Origin of the sequence: Mesoplasma grammopterae ATCC 49580, from assembly GCF_000701525.1 — a bacterium.
Lineage (GTDB): Bacteria > Bacillota_I > Bacilli_A > Mycoplasmatales > Mycoplasmataceae > Mesoplasma > Mesoplasma grammopterae.
Window position 1 is genome coordinate 1 of the sequence record NZ_JNJC01000007.1, and the last position, 15,587, is coordinate 15,587.

Here is a 15,587-nt window from a genome sequence, read left to right on the forward strand (position 1 = left end):
ATTAATTAATAAAGAAAACTTAAATATCAAATCAATTACAAAAGACAACGGAATGGAATTCAATCTTATACATGAAGTTACACAGGAACTAAATATACCACTTTATACATGTAATACCTACGCTTCTTGTGAAAAAGGTACTAATGAAAATTTTAATGGATTAATCAGAAGATATTTACCTAAGAAAACAAATTTTACAAATTTGAAGGATGATAATATAATAGAAATATTAAATGAAATAAATAAAATGCCTCGTAAAATTCTGAACTACAAATCAGCTCAGGAATTTTATGAGACATTCGGTTAGAAGTGTTGCACTTCCAATTTTAATTTATACTTACTTTCATTTTTGGAAAATAAGTGTTTTTTTTATTTGAAAATTATTTCTTCACCCTTGATATCAATTGTTTTTTTATTTTTAAATCCAGATGTTTTATTAACATTCATTATTTTATAGGCTTTTTCCAATTGATTAGTGTCACCTTCAATTTTTGCAATAAAGTTCATATTATCAACAACTGTTGAAAAATAATTTCCTCTTAAAGAAAACGCATGAACACCTTTTTTATAAATTGTAACTTCATCATTTGGACATTTTCTTTTTAAGAAAAACTTTAAGCTATCTAATGGACAGGTTGTGTTGTCTGTTATTGCGTGTGTATATCTAAAAGGAAATGCTGCATATTCAAATTTATCTAAACTATCATATTCATCAAAACCAATATTTGTTAAATATTTTTGATAATTAAAAAAACCTTTAATTAATACATCTTTTCTTCTTTTACCTATCTTAATCATTCTGTTTGAAAGTAAATGCACAAGCAAACTGTTTAGAGAAATATAACCAACATCAGAAATTCCTCATTTAATATTTTTATGTTTAATAAGTTCTGTATTATTACCAATATTATTTATTATGAAAGCACCTAAACTTACTCCAAATAAACCTATATAAGCATCATCAACTTTATTGTTTAAAAAATCTATTATTTCTTCTAAATCTTTTGTTTCTGCAATACCCAAAGTCATTTCTTTAACTTTATCACTTTTACCATGATCTCTTAAATCATAGGTTAATACATTGTAACCCATCGCCATAAATGGTTTAGCTCAAATATACATTCAGTATTTATGACCAGTAAATCAATGATTCATAATTACCCATTTTTTGCCTTCATTGATTTTACACATTGAAATAGATATTTTAACTTTATCTTTAGTTAAGATAAATGTTTCTTCAATATTTTCTAAAGGTTCATTGAATAATAATTCTTTTTTTCTATATAACAGTTTGCTTATTCTATTTATGGATTTAATTTCTTTTTTCAATCTTACTCTCGTACCAGTGAAAAACTTGCAAGGTTTTTCTAGTGTTCCATGGATAAATTTAACACACTTGAAAACTAATTTGAATAAATTAATTTTTTTCATTATTGTATGTTTCCTTCTTTAAATATTAAATAATTTTTTTTGCATTTATTATTTTCACTTAAATCATTGTCAAAAATAATTTTTATACAATCAGAGCATAAATCCTTAACTTCATTATGAAAAATAAAAAGGTTTTCAGAATTAAAAAATGAATTTTTTATAAAGCTTTGTAAAAAAGTATTATAAAAGTTTTCATTAACCTGATTTTCAAAAAATAACATATCTATATTATCATTTTTTTGCTTACCAAAATCAGAGTAATTTTTAAGTTTTTTTTCAAAAACTATTAAAGCTCTTTTTGGTAATGATTTTGCGACTTCAAAAACAAATTTTAAATTAGTTTTTTTATTTACTATTATCATATAAAAATCAACTTCTGATAAATTTTCATTTCCAAATTTTTTTGTTTCTAATTGATTTAAATCACACGTATTTTTTATTTTATTAAAAACCTTATTTCACTTTTTGTTTCTTTTTGAAAAATTATAAATATTAATTTTTATTTTCATGTTTCACCTTTTAAACATATTTTACTATTAAACAAAAAATAAACACAACTAAGAGTTGTATTTATTCATTATATTTTGAAATGTTGTATCCTTAGTTCAATCGTTTATGAAATCTGAAATATTTTTTGATGATTGTATAATTTCTGCTAACTCTTCTGATTTAAATTTTGACATTACTCAATCAATAATTTTTCATCCTTCTTCAGGTTGACCTATACCGATTCTGTATCTATTAAAATTTTGATTTCCTAAGTGTTGAATTACAGATTTTATCCCATTATGTCCAGCAGCAGAACCATTCATTTTAAATTGATTTTTACCAACCGGGAAATCTTTCTCATCATGAAGAACTACTAAGTCTTTAATGTCAATTTTATAATAATGCATAATTTCTTGAATTGCAATTCCAGAATTATTCATATAAGTTTGAGGTTTAACAAATAATACTTTTTCATTATTAATAGTTGAAAAGAAAATTATTGAATTATGATCATTTTTTTGTTGAGTGTACCCATATTTTTCAATAAGTTGGTCTAATGCTATTCATCCTGCATTATGTCTTGTAATCTCATATTGAGATCCATAATTTCCTAATCCTACTATTAATTTCATTTTATTTCCTCTTATTTATTTTTTAAATTTGTTTACTATACATTGAGCTCTATCTCAAATGATTTGTTTTTTATTGTTATAAACTTCTGTTAAAGATTCATGGCTAATTGATGAATCAATCATTTCAGCAAGCAATGGAGCCACTGAAATTATTTTTAAACCATTGAATTTTTTTTCTTCTGCTAATTGAATTGTATTAGTTACAACAACTTCTTGGACAATCCCTTCATTTATTGCTGATTCCATTCTTTCTTTTGCAGGCCCATTAAATAAACCATGACAAGCAAAAATATGTACATCTTTAGCACCTTGTTCTTTTAATGCTTTTGCTGCGTTAATTATTGTTCCACCTGTGTCTATCATGTCATCAATGATGAAACAATGTTTGTCTTTTATATCACCTAGAACAAATTCAACTTCAGCTTTATTCGGTTCTGGTCTTCTTTTACCAATAACCGCAATCCCATTAGTTACACCGCCTGTATAAGATTCAACTTTATGAACCCTTGTCATTCCACCATAATCTGGAGAAACTAAAATACAATTAGCAGGATCTCAATTATTTAATTCAATTGTATCTATAATTTCAGTTGCTAATGTTTGAGCTGTATAGAAATTATCCATTGGAACATCAAAGAATCCCATTGATTGAGGAGAGTGAATATCAATTGACATAACTCTGTCAGCCCCTGCTTTAGTTAATAAGTCAGCAACTAATTTTGATGTAATTGGTTGTCTTCCTTTAGCTTTTCTATCTTGTCTTGCATAACCATAGTAAGGAATAACTACATTAATTTTTTCAGCGCTTCCTCTTTTGAAAGCATCAATAGCAATTAATAATTCCATTATACTTTCATTTACTGGTGTTGATGTTGATTGTATTACAAAGATTTCTTTACCTCTAACTGAGTCTAAAGATTCTATTAATATTTCACCATCAGCAAATTTTAAAGTTTTAACTTCTTTTCTTTTTACCCCTAAAATATCACAAATTTCTTGTGCTAGTTCAACCCCTTGAGTTAAACCAAATATATGTACATTTTCTTTTTTTGAAAGCATTTTTAATTTTTCCCCTTTTTTTTATAATATCAAATTATTTATTTAATGTTCTGTTATATATCTTCTCAACATTTCTTATGAAGTAATTAATATTAAAAAGTTGATTTAATACTTCTTTATTATCAATATATTTTTCTATACCGTTATTAATTAAAGATCGTTTGAAGTCTACTTTATTATTCATTGTTTCAAAAGTACATTTTTGAATGAAATCATATATTTCTTCTCTTGATTTATCGCAATTAATAAGAAGGTAATTTAATATTGGTTGACTGTAAAAAACATTGAATTGAGAATTAATGTGTTCTAACATTTTATTTTCATCTATTACTAAATCATCTAATGTATTTTTTAATCTATCTAATGTGTAAACTAAAACATTGAATACGTCACTAAAAATAATTCTTTCATTAGAACTATGTGAAATATCTCTTTCATGTCATAACACATTATTTTCAAAAGCTGTATTAGTAAATGATCTCAAGTATCTTGAAAGACCAGTTATATTTTCAGAACTTATTGGGTTTTTTTTATGAGGCATTGAGCTTGACCCTTTTTGATTTGCTTTAAAACCTTCATGTCATTCTTGAACTTCACTTCTTTGAAATAATCTTATTTCAGTAGCAATTTTTTCAAGAGTAGATGCAATGTTGGCAAATACGCTTATCAAAAATGCATGTCTATCACGTTGAGTTACTTGAGTTGATATATTATCAATCCCTAAACCCATTTGTTCTGCAACAATTTCTTCTATTTCAAATTCTAAATTAGCGTAGTTTCCCATTGAGCCAGATATTTTTGCTACTTCAATTTGTTTTCTGGCTAATGAAAATCTTTCAATTTGTCTGTTTATTTCATCAAATCATAATAGAAATTTAAGTCCTAAAGAAGTTGGTTCACCATAAATACCATGAGATCTTCCCATTGTTAAAGTTTTTTTATAGATTAATGCTTTCTCTTTTAATGTATTTTTTAAATTTATTAATGACTCTAAAACAACTTCATTAGATTCTTGTATTAATTTGTTTTGTGCTGTATCAACAACATCAGTTGAAGTCAAACCAAGATGAATTCATTTTTTTTCATTACCTAGTGTTTCAGAAATAGCTCTAGTAAACGCAACAACATCATGACGTGTTTCATTTTCTATTTCTAGCATTCTATCAATGTTTATTTTTGCATTTTTATCAATTAGCAAATATTCTTCTTTTGAAATAACATTTAATTTCATTCATGCAAAAGTTACTTTTTTCTCTACATCAAGTCAAACATTTAATTTATTGTTTTCGTCTCAAATCTTTTCTATCTTATTTACAGAATATCTTTTTATCATATTTCACCTTAAATTTTCTACATTATTTCTTTAGTTATAACAGTTTGTAATCTATCAGGACCTACTGAAAATCCAGTTATTTCAACTTCACAAATTTCTGCAATTTTATTTAAATAGTTTTTTGCATTTAATGGCAATTCTTCGAAATGCTTAACTTTTGTTATATCTTCTTTTCAACCTGGCATTGAAATATAATTTGCTTTACACTTTTTATGTTTAGAGCTTGTTGCTGGAATATAATTTATTTCTTCTCCATTTAAAATATATTTATCACAAATAAGTAATTCTTCAACTCCTGATAATACGTCTAAAAGAGTTATAAATAAGTAATCAATTCCTGAAGTTCTAATTGCATGTTTTAATGCAACTAAATCTAATCATCCAACACGTCTTGGTCTTTTAGTATTTGATCCATACTCATGTCCACGTTCTCTTATACCATCACCAACTTCATTTAGTAATTCAGTAGGAAAAGCTCCTGCTCCAACTCTTGTTGAATAAGCTTTTACAACACCTAAAGTATTATTAATTAATTTATGAGAAATACCTGTACCTGTTGATGCGTTGTTTGCTGAAGTATTTGAGCTAGTTACGTATGGATAAGTCCCATGATCAATATCTAATAAAGCTCCTTGTGCTCCTTCAAATAAAACTTTTTTACCATTTTTAATAGCTTGCTCAACAAAAATACCTGTATCTGTAACACAATCTTTAATTACGTTATATGCATTTATTAAATTAGCATAAGTTTCTTCAAAATCAATGCTTTCAACATTAAACATTCTGTCTAAGAACATCATTTGATATTCAAAAATTTCTTTAAATGTTTCTTTAAAATCTTCTTCTTCAATATCAGCAACTCTAATTCCTAATCTTGCAGCTTTATCTTGATAAGTTGGTCCAATACCTCTTTTTGTTGTACCAATTTTTCTTGCTCCTCTTGATTCTTCTTGAGCGCCATCTATTAATATATGATATGGCAATATTAATTGAGCTCTATCAGAAATTAAAAGTTTACCTAATTTAACTCCACTGTTTTTAATTGTTTCAAGCTCTTTTACTAAGTTTATTAAGTTTACAACACAACCATTACCAATTACACTTGTTACTTCGCTATTAAAAATACCTGAAGGAATGATAGTTACTTTATGTTTTTGACCATTAAAGTTTATAACATGACCTGCATTATCACCACCAGCAAATCTAACAACTACATCTGCTTTTTGAGCAAAGCAATCTGTCATTTTACCTTTACCTTCATCTCCTCATTGACTACCAACTACTACTAATGAATTTATTTTTCTCATAAAAATCCTTTTCTAAATAAAAAATAACCTCGATGCTTTTTACGCATTTTGAGGTTATTTTTGTATTACTTGAGTTATTTTTGATAAAGTTTTATTTAGTTTATTTAACTGAATTAAAACCTTCATGATAACTCCTTTATCTTTAAATTACTTTTTTATTATATATAAAAATATTGTTAATTAAAATAGTTATCTTAAATCAGATTAGTTTTTGTTATTCTTTAATTTATTTAATTCTTCTTGTTGTTCAACAACTACATTGTTTAATTTTCTTAATGCATTGTCAAAAAATAAAATTAAATTAGATTGAAGAATTGATAAAGAAACAATTCTATCTTTTCTTTCATCATCTGGCATTTCAGTTGATTGTAAAAATTCCATTTGTTTATTATATTCAGTCATTCCTGCTTGTAGACTTTGTAAAATATTTGGAAGAGCAATTTTATTAAAATCTAATTCTGTAAAAATATCAGGTCTTCCTAAATCTTCTTCAGTTGAATAATCATTTGTGTCAAATTGAACAGATTCTGTTTTAAAGAAAACATTGTAAACTTCTATAATTTTTTGAATATTTTCTAATCTAATCGCAGATGAAAGGTTAGTTCCACTTATTTCGATTTCTTTTAAATTTGTAGATTGAGTAATTCCTAAGTTTCCCTTAAAAATTGCATAAATATCATCATGAGATAATTCTTTATTTTGTAGATCAACAATAACAGTTCCAGATTTATCTTTTGGTAAACCAAAACCTAGTAATCTATTAGGTTGATTAATATCTGGTCTTAAAACTAAGAATACGATATCTCCACTTAGTAATGGATTCATTTGTACATCAACTAAATCTTTAGCGTCATAAAATGTTCATGTATTAATTTTCATATTTGTTCCTCTATTTTCTTATTTCATATTATATATTAAAAATGCATTAATTATTTTTTAAGTAATTCAAACATTGTTTTAACAATATAACCTTGTCCCTTTAATCCTACTCTTACAACTCTTGAACAATCAATATGAAGAAACTCTTTATCTTCTGCAAAGAAAGTTAGGAATGCTGCTGCAGTTGAACCTCCTGGCCCTTTGATGCATGAATTAGTTAAATCTGCTAAAACTGAATCATTCTTAACTTGTTCTTTATGTTCAGCAAAAATTGGCAATCTTCAAAATCTTTCTGTTGTATAGTTTGATGCTTCATTTAATTTTTTTCACATTTCATCAAATTCTGTGAAAACTCCAGAAGCTGATTCTCCAAGTGCCATTGCAGTAGCACCAGTTAAAGTTGCAATGTCATAAACAACATCTGCATTTTTTTCTCTAACAGCATATGTTATACCATCCGCTAATACCAATCTTCCTTCAGCATCAGTATTGCTAATTTCAATAGTTAAACCATTTTTAGATTTTATTATTGATTCTGGTAGTACTGCTTTTTGTCCAATTTTATTATCAGTAAATAATCCTATAGCAACGAAATTAATTTTAGCTTTTGCCTCTGCCAATGCCATTGCGATTGACATAACTATTGCCGCACCAGTCATATCAAATTTCATTCCTTCAATAAAAGCTGATGGTTTTAAATCATAACCTCCAGTGTCAAAGCAAATTCCTTTACCTACAAGGGCTATCTTTTTGCCACAAGGATTATTGTTAAATTCCATAACTACAACATTAGCCTCATGATTTGAACCTTGGTTTACTGCTAAGATTAAATTCATATCTAATTCTTTTAACTCTTTATTTTTTAATACACTAACTTTTAATCCCTCTATTTTTGAAGAATCTTTTAAAAGCTTTTCACCATAAAAATCACTAGTTCCAATATTTGGTGGAAAATCTTGTAAATCTCTAGCATAATTAACGTATTTATTTTTTAAAATGTTTTCAACTAATAAGTCAGAAAATTCTTCAGACTGATCTATATTAAACAAATAATCATTTGTCATTACATCTTTTTTATATGTTATAAATTTGTGTGTTTCAAACAAAATAACATCACAAACTACATTAAAAATTATTTCTTTATTTATGTTTGGTATAACTTTAGCAAAACTATTAAAATCAATATTAGTATCACCTTGACACATTTGAATAAAACTTGCTAACCCTAATTTTAGTTGTCTTAAGTAAGACATTGAATCTTTTTTAATAACAAGATAGAAAGTTTTGCTTTCACTAATAAAAGTTACAGAACTTGGTTTATCAAGAATATTAATATTTATTTCATTGTTGGGCACAGCAATTAATTTATATTCTAATTTATTTGTATTTATTGTTATCATATAAACTCTTTTCTATTTAAAAAAATCATAAGTATATACTTATGATTAATTTTTATTATTTTAGAACTTCAAATAATGTTTTAATTAAAACACCTTGTCCACGTCCATCAATATCTGCTGTTCCAGCAATATCAAAGTGAATAAATGGTTTTTCTTCAGCGAATTCATTTAAGAATGCTGCTGCAGTTGAACTTCCTTCATATCCTTTAACAGCATTTGATAAATCTCCTAAAACTGCTCCAGATTTAACTCTTTCTAAATGTTCTTCAAAGATTGGTAATCTTCACATTCTTTCTCTAGTTTTTAATGAAGCTGCTTCAAATGTATTTCATAGTTCATCTTGATGAGTAAATACACCAACAGCTGAACTTCCTAAAGCAATTACTAACGCTCCAGTTAAAGTTGAAGCTTCAATAATTTGTTCTACACCTTTTTCTCTAATAGCATATGTCATACCATCTGCTAAAACTAATCTTCCTTCAGCATCAGTATTGTTGATTTCTACAGTTAAACCATTCATTGATGTTAAAACTGATTCTGGTAAAGTTGCATTCTGTCCAATTTTATTATCAGTGAACATTGCTACAGCAACTACATTTGCTTTAGCTTTAGCTTTTGCTAACGCCATAGTAGCAGATAACATAATAGCTGCCCCTGACATATCAAATTTCATACCTAACATTGAAGCTGAAGGTTTTAAGTTGTACCCTCCAGAGTCAAAACAGATTCCTTTTCCAACTAACCCTGTTTTTGGTTTTGAAGAATCTCCACAGTATTCCATAACAACAATTCTTGGTTCATGAGCTGATCCAGCATTAACTCCTAAGAATAATCCCATTCCGAATTTTTCTGCTTCTTTTCTTCCAAGAACAGTAACTTTTAATCCTTCAATGTTTGCTGCATCTTTTGATACTTTTTCAGCATAGTATTCACTTGTTCCAATATTTGGAGGTGTATCTTGTAAATCTCTAGCATAATTAATAAATTCTGTTTTAATAGCTGCAGCAGCTTCTAATTCAGAAAAGTCATTTTTAGTTTCAATATTGAATTCAATTTTGCTTGGTTTTGATTCTTTTTTGAATGAAACTACATCATGTGATAAGAATGAAATTGTTTCATAAACTGTGTTAAAAACTAAATCTTTATTTTCTTCTCCTAATTGATTAATAATTGAGTCTAAGTCAATATTTAAATTTTTTGTGTAAGTTGATAAAGCTGATTTTAATCCCGCTTTAATTTGTTTAACTCTACATCCTTTTTGTTTAATAACTAAATAAATTGTTTTATCTTCTGAAATAAATGTAACTGCTCCCGCACTGTCTTTGATAAATTCATTAGCTTTGTTGTCAGCAACAGCAACTAATTTAATATCATGATTTTTTTTGTTTAATGTAATCATAAATATATACCATCTTTCTATTTAAAAAAATTATAGCACTTAATACCTAAAACAATAAGTACTTAATAAAAGAAAAAAGTGGAATTCCACTTTATTTCAACATTTCAAATAATGTTTTAACCAAAACACCTTGACCTTTATTTTCTTTATCAGCTGTACCAGCTATATCCAAATGCAAGAAAGGTTTATTTTCTGCAAACTCATTCAAGAAAGCTGCGGCATATGAACAATCTTCATATCTAACTCTACATGCATTAGTTAAATCTGCTAAAGGTGCAGCATCTTTTTTTACTTGTTTTAAATGCTCTTTGAAAATTGGTAATCTTCAAAATCTTTCACCAGATTTTTGTGAAGCTTCATTCAATTCATTTATCATTTTATCAGAATGAGAAAATGCTCCAGTTGCATTATGACCTAAGGCAAATAAAACTGTTCCTGTTAAAGTTGAAGCATCAATTATTTGATCTACTTGTTTTTCTTTAACTACATAACTAATTCCATCGGCCAAAACAAGTCGACCTTCTGCATCAGTATCAAATATTAATACTTTTTTACCACTCATTGATTCAATTACAGAATCAGGTAATGTAGCATTTTGTCCAATTTTATTATCAGTGAACATACCTACTGCAACAATATTTGCTTTTACTTTGGCTTTGGCTAAAGCCATAGTTGCAGATAATACAACCGCTGCTCCAGACATATCAAATTTCATACCTTCCATATAATTTGATGGTTTTAAGTTATATCCCCCAGAGTCAAAACAAATCCCTTTTCCAACTAAACCTGTTTTTGGTTTTGAAGAATCTCCACAGTATTCCATTACAACAATTCTTGGTTCATGAGCTGATCCAGCATTAACTCCTAAAAATAAACCCATGTTTAATTTAGTTGCTTCTTTTCTACCCAAAATAGTAACCTTCAAGCCTTTTATATCTTTTGCATCACTTACAAGTTTGTCAGCATAGTATTCACTTGTTCCAATATTTGGAGGTGTATCTTGTAAATCTCTAGCATAATTGATATATTCACAAACAATAGTTAATTGATTTATTAATTCTTGATATTTACCAGTAAAAATTAAATTATATTTTGTTTCTTTTTCTACTTTTTCAATTGATAAACCTTTATGTGTTGAAAAAGATATTGTTTCATAAACTGTTTTAATAATTTCTTCTTTACTAATTCCATCACAAACATTTTCAAAAGAATCAATATCAATATCTACATCAAAATCAAAATTTGATATTGTTGCTTCTATTCCTTTTTTAATTTGTTCTGTAAAAGTTTCTTCGTCTTTTTTGAAAACAATATAAATTGTTTTATCTTCAGATATTAAAGTTGGTACTCCAACTTTATTTTTTATAAAAGTATTTTTTGAGTTATCTTTAACTCCAACTATTTTAATTGTATTTTTAGTTTCATTTATTTGAATCATATTCAATCTCCTTTTTTATTTAATTATTTCCTTTGGATTTTGTCGTTTTGTATATATTTTGATAGAAGTTAGTATTAATAATATAAACGTTGATGACAAAATAATACCATATAGTACATATGAAAAACTTAGAACATATATTAGTGAGATACCAGCCGTTTCATATATAATTGGTGATAAATATCCAATTGTAAAGTTATTTATTACTAAGGCAACTATAAGCGCGCCAACAGCTGCAATTAAATAACCTGTCACTAAATATTTATTTATTTCTCTTGTTTTATATCCCAATGACTTAAATAAAATAATAGTATTTTTATTTTCAAAAAGTATTAATGATATTAAAACTAATGATATTGCTAATACTATTCCAACTAATGCTTGATCCAGTGTTCTCATAATGTTTTGGAACGGTGCAGCTTTTGCTAATATAGCTTCTTTTATTAATCTATAATTTCAAACATCTTGTGATAATGAATTTAGATATTTACCATTTTTAGAATTTCAAAATTGGCTTGATGATTCTATGTCATCTCAATAACTTAGTAAATCAGTTCTAGTTGACTCAGAATTTGATTTTACTAATACTTTATTTGAAATTTTTGGTAGAGTTAAGTATCTTAAATTTACTGGTATGTCGTCTTTTGAAAATTGTGAATTATTCAAAATCTGATTTTCAATAGGATTATTTGATTCTGATTTTTCTATAATTTCTTCTATTAAGTTTTCATAGCTTTCTCATTCAGAATTATTAGTTTGAAAGTTTGTAGGATTATCAAAAACTTCAGCTCTATTTTTAATTGTTTCATTTAATACTTTAAAGTAATCTGTTTTTTCAAAATAAACATTGTTTGTTATAAGATCATCTTTTCTTATTCCTGATATGTATATCGGTATTCTTACTTCAGATATTTCGTCAGTCTTTAGTGATTCAACGCTCATCAACATGGTGTGGCCTGGTTTCATACCATATTTATCTGCCAAGGGTTTTGCTACATCAACTTTTAAAGCAGCGGCCTGTTTACCATTTGCCATTGTTACAGTTGTTATAGTATCACCTAATAAGTTTGTAGAATCATACGTACCTATTTGTATATTATTTTGAATTTGCTTTTTACTTGCTGCAACAGATGTTGCATAACCTCAAGTGTTCCCATCTGATATATTTGAAAATTTAACTCTTGAGCTTCAATAGTTTTTTGTTCCTGGTATTATTACTGTTTTTCCAAAAAGTAAATTAATTGGAAATGTATCTTCTTCTTCAATATTAAGACTATCAAGATCAGTTTTTAAACTAATAACTCTATCTTGAAAAATTTTATAATACTCTCAAATAGTATTTTCATTATTTAAATCTGATAATCATTTAATTGATTTATCTTTTAATGATGGATCTATTGAAGGGTTTCAGCGTATAGCTAATTTTAAAGGATTAAGTATATTATCTTGAAGTTCATTTTTTGAATGAATTGATGAAGCAAAATTTCAAATAAATTGACCCGTTATCATATAATTTGATGCATCATTTTGTGTTAATCCTAATTCTGGGTAAAAAGATGTATTTATTATCATACCAACTAAGCTGTCATAATCAGATACTTTAATTAGTTTATCTAAATCTTTATAGTCTGTTATTTGCTCTGTTGAAAAATCATAAGTTATTTTTGTTTCACCATTTTCTTTACTATAATTAGTTTTAAAATCTCAAGAATTACTTTGATATTTAATGGATACATCAGGATAAGCAAAACTAACCATTGAATTTGCAGAGTTATTAACAGAAGTATTGAACTGGAATGTAAATAAAATTACTGAAAAGACCAATGATAATATTATGAAACAATAAATATTTTTTGCTATATTCGAAAGCGCAAACGTTAACCCTATTCTTGTTTTGCTTGGTAAGGGTGTTATCAGTTTTTTTACGCTCATAATAAATTTTGAAGGTTTCTTTGTTTCTTTAAATCTATTTATCTTAGATTTTTTTCCACTGATGACAATATAGTTATTTACCAAAAATATACTAAATATGCCAAGAACTACTAACAAAGTATAAATGACGAGGTTTCATGTAATCATTATTCTGGGTCAGACAAAAGAATACGATGTTGCTACAGAGAATGAAAACATTTGACTAATTGGAACGGCTATAAATAGCGAAAGCACAAAAGACAAGAGAATTGGTATAACCGCAGATATTGTAGAAATCAATGTTAACGTTAAGTTTCCACAACCAGAAGCTTTCAAATTGTAAAAAGTTTCTTTATTTAATTTTGAAAAATTTTCACACATAAAATAGAAAACAATAAAAACAACTGAAAGTAGACCTATTATAACAACTAACAATATCATGGAAAGAACTTTGTAAGTAACACTGTAAGTATCTGTTTTATATGGTTCATCTCAAAGAGTACTTAAATGGTTAGCTTTTAGATTACCATTTTGATCAAGCTCATCTGAATAATAAAAACCATCATTCATGAAATTGTTTATGTCCACATTTACATTATAAATATCTTTGTTTAAAATTGAGTAACTAAGTCTTTGGCTATCAAGTCTAAGATCTTTTTTGTCGTTTTCAATCATTTTATTTTTGTTGCCTTTCAAGTAGTAATAACCTTGAACTCCTGTTGTCATTTTACCTTGGTCATAATTCATTGTTGTTAAATAAGGTGTCATTATTGTACCTTTTATTAAAAAAGAATACATCTTCTCTTCGTAGAAAATACTTACTGTGTCCCCTATTTTAAAATTATTTAATTCAAGATATCTAGGAGTTACATAAACAAATTGACCATTATAAATTTTTTCTCTGTCTTCTAGCGAAAATTCTGATGTAGGTTTTTCATTATAAATTTTAAAATTACTAGCTTCATTCTCAGTAAAATCAGAATATTTATTAAATTCTTCTTCATTTACAAAATTGTCTCTGTAATTTGGATTAAGTGATAAAGTTAAATCATTATTTAATTGATCTTTAAGATGTCATTCAATAGGATGAGATCAAAAAGAATATTTATCTTTTAAATTGTCATAAATATAAAGCATAAATAATTCACTTGAAATTAAAGGTAAGTTATTATATAAATCTTCATTTATTTGATCAATTATACTTAAGTCGTATTTAGATATACCAAGTTTTTTTAAACTATCTTCTTTAGCACCTGATGCTGAATATTTAAAAGTTTTAATATTGCCTTGAAAATATTGTCCAAGAATATCAATGTAACTGTTTATGATTTCTTCATGCTCTTCTCTAAGAGTTTCTTTAGTGGTTTCTTCAAGATTTCTATAAATATACTCATTCAGTTTTCCTTCTGCATCAACTATACTTCTATTTGATAAATGATTATTATTTTCAAGATAGTTTTTACTAATAAGATTATTTCTTACATATATTTGACCACCATATCTAGATAGGTGAGCTTCTTTCATGTTCATTTCAGCAAAAGTTGTAAATGACAAGATACCAATTATAACTCCTAAAATAATTGTTAAAAAGATTATGAAAACAAAGTAAAGTATACTTTTGTTCTTATAATCTTTTCATGATTGTTTAAGAATTAATCGAAGCTTCATTGTGACTCCTTCTAAGAAAAAATACTAAAGATAAATATTTGTTAATATGCAAGCTGCTAATGCAACTATAAAGAATATAATACCTAATGACATCATTCATGTAGATAATGTTTTATCTAAACCACGTTCTTTTGAATTTGAAAATAATTCATCATTTCCACCGTTTAATGCACTTAAACCACTTTGTGAGTTTTTGTTTTGAAATATACCAATTAAAATCATAATAATAGACGCTATCATTGCAATTATTTCAATAACTAAAATTACAATTTGTGCTGTTGCTGAACTCATGAATTTATCTCCTTTTCAGTTTTATTATATTTAATAATACTATATTTTAAATTTGAATACTATAAAACCCACTATTTAGAGTGGGTTTTTAACAGTTCTTCTGGTTGTACTCCAAGACCTTCAACAATTTTTTGAAAGACTTTTATTGTTATATTCCTTTTTCCTCTTTCAAAGTCTGAAACATAATTTTTTGAAATACCACATCTGAAACCAAGTTCTTCTTGGCTTAATTTTTTATTTTGCCTAATTCTTTTTAAATTTGAAGCTACTAATAAAAGCAACTCATTTTCATTTTCATATTTTTTCATTTTCCTTCCGCCTTTTTCCTATTTTAATTAAACATTAAAAAA

Annotated in this window: 14 protein-coding genes; 1 reads left to right on the forward strand and 13 read right to left on the reverse strand. The window is 26.5% G+C overall.

Annotated features, from left to right (window positions below):
• Positions 1 to 307, forward strand: a 307-nt coding sequence (locus tag T314_RS0102440) for an IS30 family transposase (protein WP_029511986.1), incomplete at its 5' end; no start/stop codon positions are given.
• A gap of 62 nt (positions 308 to 369) precedes the next feature.
• On the opposite strand, the gene T314_RS0102445 is transcribed toward T314_RS0102440, so the two are convergent.
• The 13 genes from T314_RS0102445 to T314_RS0102505 form a co-directional block, all read right to left on the reverse strand.
• Positions 370 to 1,431, reverse strand: a complete 1,062-nt coding sequence (locus T314_RS0102445; protein ID WP_029512026.1) for an alpha/beta hydrolase — start codon at positions 1,429 to 1,431, stop codon at positions 370 to 372.
• Positions 1,431 to 1,940, reverse strand: coding sequence for a hypothetical protein (locus T314_RS0102450; protein WP_029512027.1), 510 nt, complete (start codon positions 1,938 to 1,940; stop codon positions 1,431 to 1,433). The genes T314_RS0102445 and T314_RS0102450 overlap by 1 nt, the downstream gene beginning before the upstream one ends.
• A 48-nt stretch (positions 1,941 to 1,988) precedes the next feature.
• Complete coding sequence (pth, locus tag T314_RS0102455; RefSeq protein ID WP_029512028.1) at positions 1,989 to 2,552, reverse strand: aminoacyl-tRNA hydrolase; 564 nt, start codon at positions 2,550 to 2,552, stop codon at positions 1,989 to 1,991.
• 15 nt (positions 2,553 to 2,567) lie between these two features.
• Positions 2,568 to 3,611: a ribose-phosphate diphosphokinase gene (locus tag T314_RS0102460; RefSeq protein ID WP_029512029.1), complete on the reverse strand. Its 1,044-nt coding sequence runs from the start codon at positions 3,609 to 3,611 to the stop codon at positions 2,568 to 2,570.
• A gap of 34 nt (positions 3,612 to 3,645) precedes the next feature.
• Complete coding sequence (gene purB / locus T314_RS0102465; RefSeq protein ID WP_029512030.1) at positions 3,646 to 4,944, reverse strand: adenylosuccinate lyase; 1,299 nt, start codon at positions 4,942 to 4,944, stop codon at positions 3,646 to 3,648.
• Positions 4,945 to 4,961: 17 nt separating this feature from the next.
• Positions 4,962 to 6,251, reverse strand: a complete 1,290-nt coding sequence (locus T314_RS0102470) for an adenylosuccinate synthase (RefSeq protein ID WP_029512031.1) — start codon at positions 6,249 to 6,251, stop codon at positions 4,962 to 4,964.
• A 204-nt stretch (positions 6,252 to 6,455) separates the two neighbouring features.
• On the reverse strand, positions 6,456 to 7,130 hold the full coding sequence (locus tag T314_RS0102475) for a hypothetical protein (RefSeq protein WP_029512032.1): 675 nt from the start codon (positions 7,128 to 7,130) through the stop codon (positions 6,456 to 6,458).
• A 50-nt stretch (positions 7,131 to 7,180) separates the two neighbouring features.
• Positions 7,181 to 8,530, reverse strand: a complete 1,350-nt coding sequence (locus T314_RS0102480; protein ID WP_029512033.1) for a M17 family metallopeptidase — start codon at positions 8,528 to 8,530, stop codon at positions 7,181 to 7,183.
• A 55-nt stretch (positions 8,531 to 8,585) separates the two neighbouring features.
• The gene (locus T314_RS0102485) at positions 8,586 to 9,929 is read right to left on the reverse strand and encodes a M17 family metallopeptidase (protein WP_029512034.1); all 1,344 of its coding nucleotides are present in this window, start codon (positions 9,927 to 9,929) and stop codon (positions 8,586 to 8,588) included.
• A gap of 91 nt (positions 9,930 to 10,020) precedes the next feature.
• Positions 10,021 to 11,367, reverse strand: coding sequence for a M17 family metallopeptidase (locus T314_RS0102490; RefSeq protein ID WP_029512035.1), 1,347 nt, complete (start codon positions 11,365 to 11,367; stop codon positions 10,021 to 10,023).
• A gap of 15 nt (positions 11,368 to 11,382) precedes the next feature.
• Positions 11,383 to 14,946 (reverse strand): ABC transporter permease, encoded by a 3,564-nt coding sequence (locus T314_RS0102495; protein WP_029512036.1) that lies wholly within the window; start codon positions 14,944 to 14,946, stop codon positions 11,383 to 11,385.
• 24 nt (positions 14,947 to 14,970) lie between these two features.
• Positions 14,971 to 15,237, reverse strand: coding sequence for a preprotein translocase subunit SecG (secG, locus tag T314_RS0102500; RefSeq protein ID WP_011182965.1), 267 nt, complete (start codon positions 15,235 to 15,237; stop codon positions 14,971 to 14,973).
• Between the two features lie 71 nt (positions 15,238 to 15,308).
• Positions 15,309 to 15,545 carry a helix-turn-helix domain-containing protein gene (locus T314_RS0102505; RefSeq protein WP_011182964.1) on the reverse strand — a complete coding sequence of 79 codons (237 nt, stop codon included), beginning with the start codon at positions 15,543 to 15,545 and terminating at the stop codon, positions 15,309 to 15,311.
• Between the last annotated feature and the right edge of the window lie 42 nt (positions 15,546 to 15,587).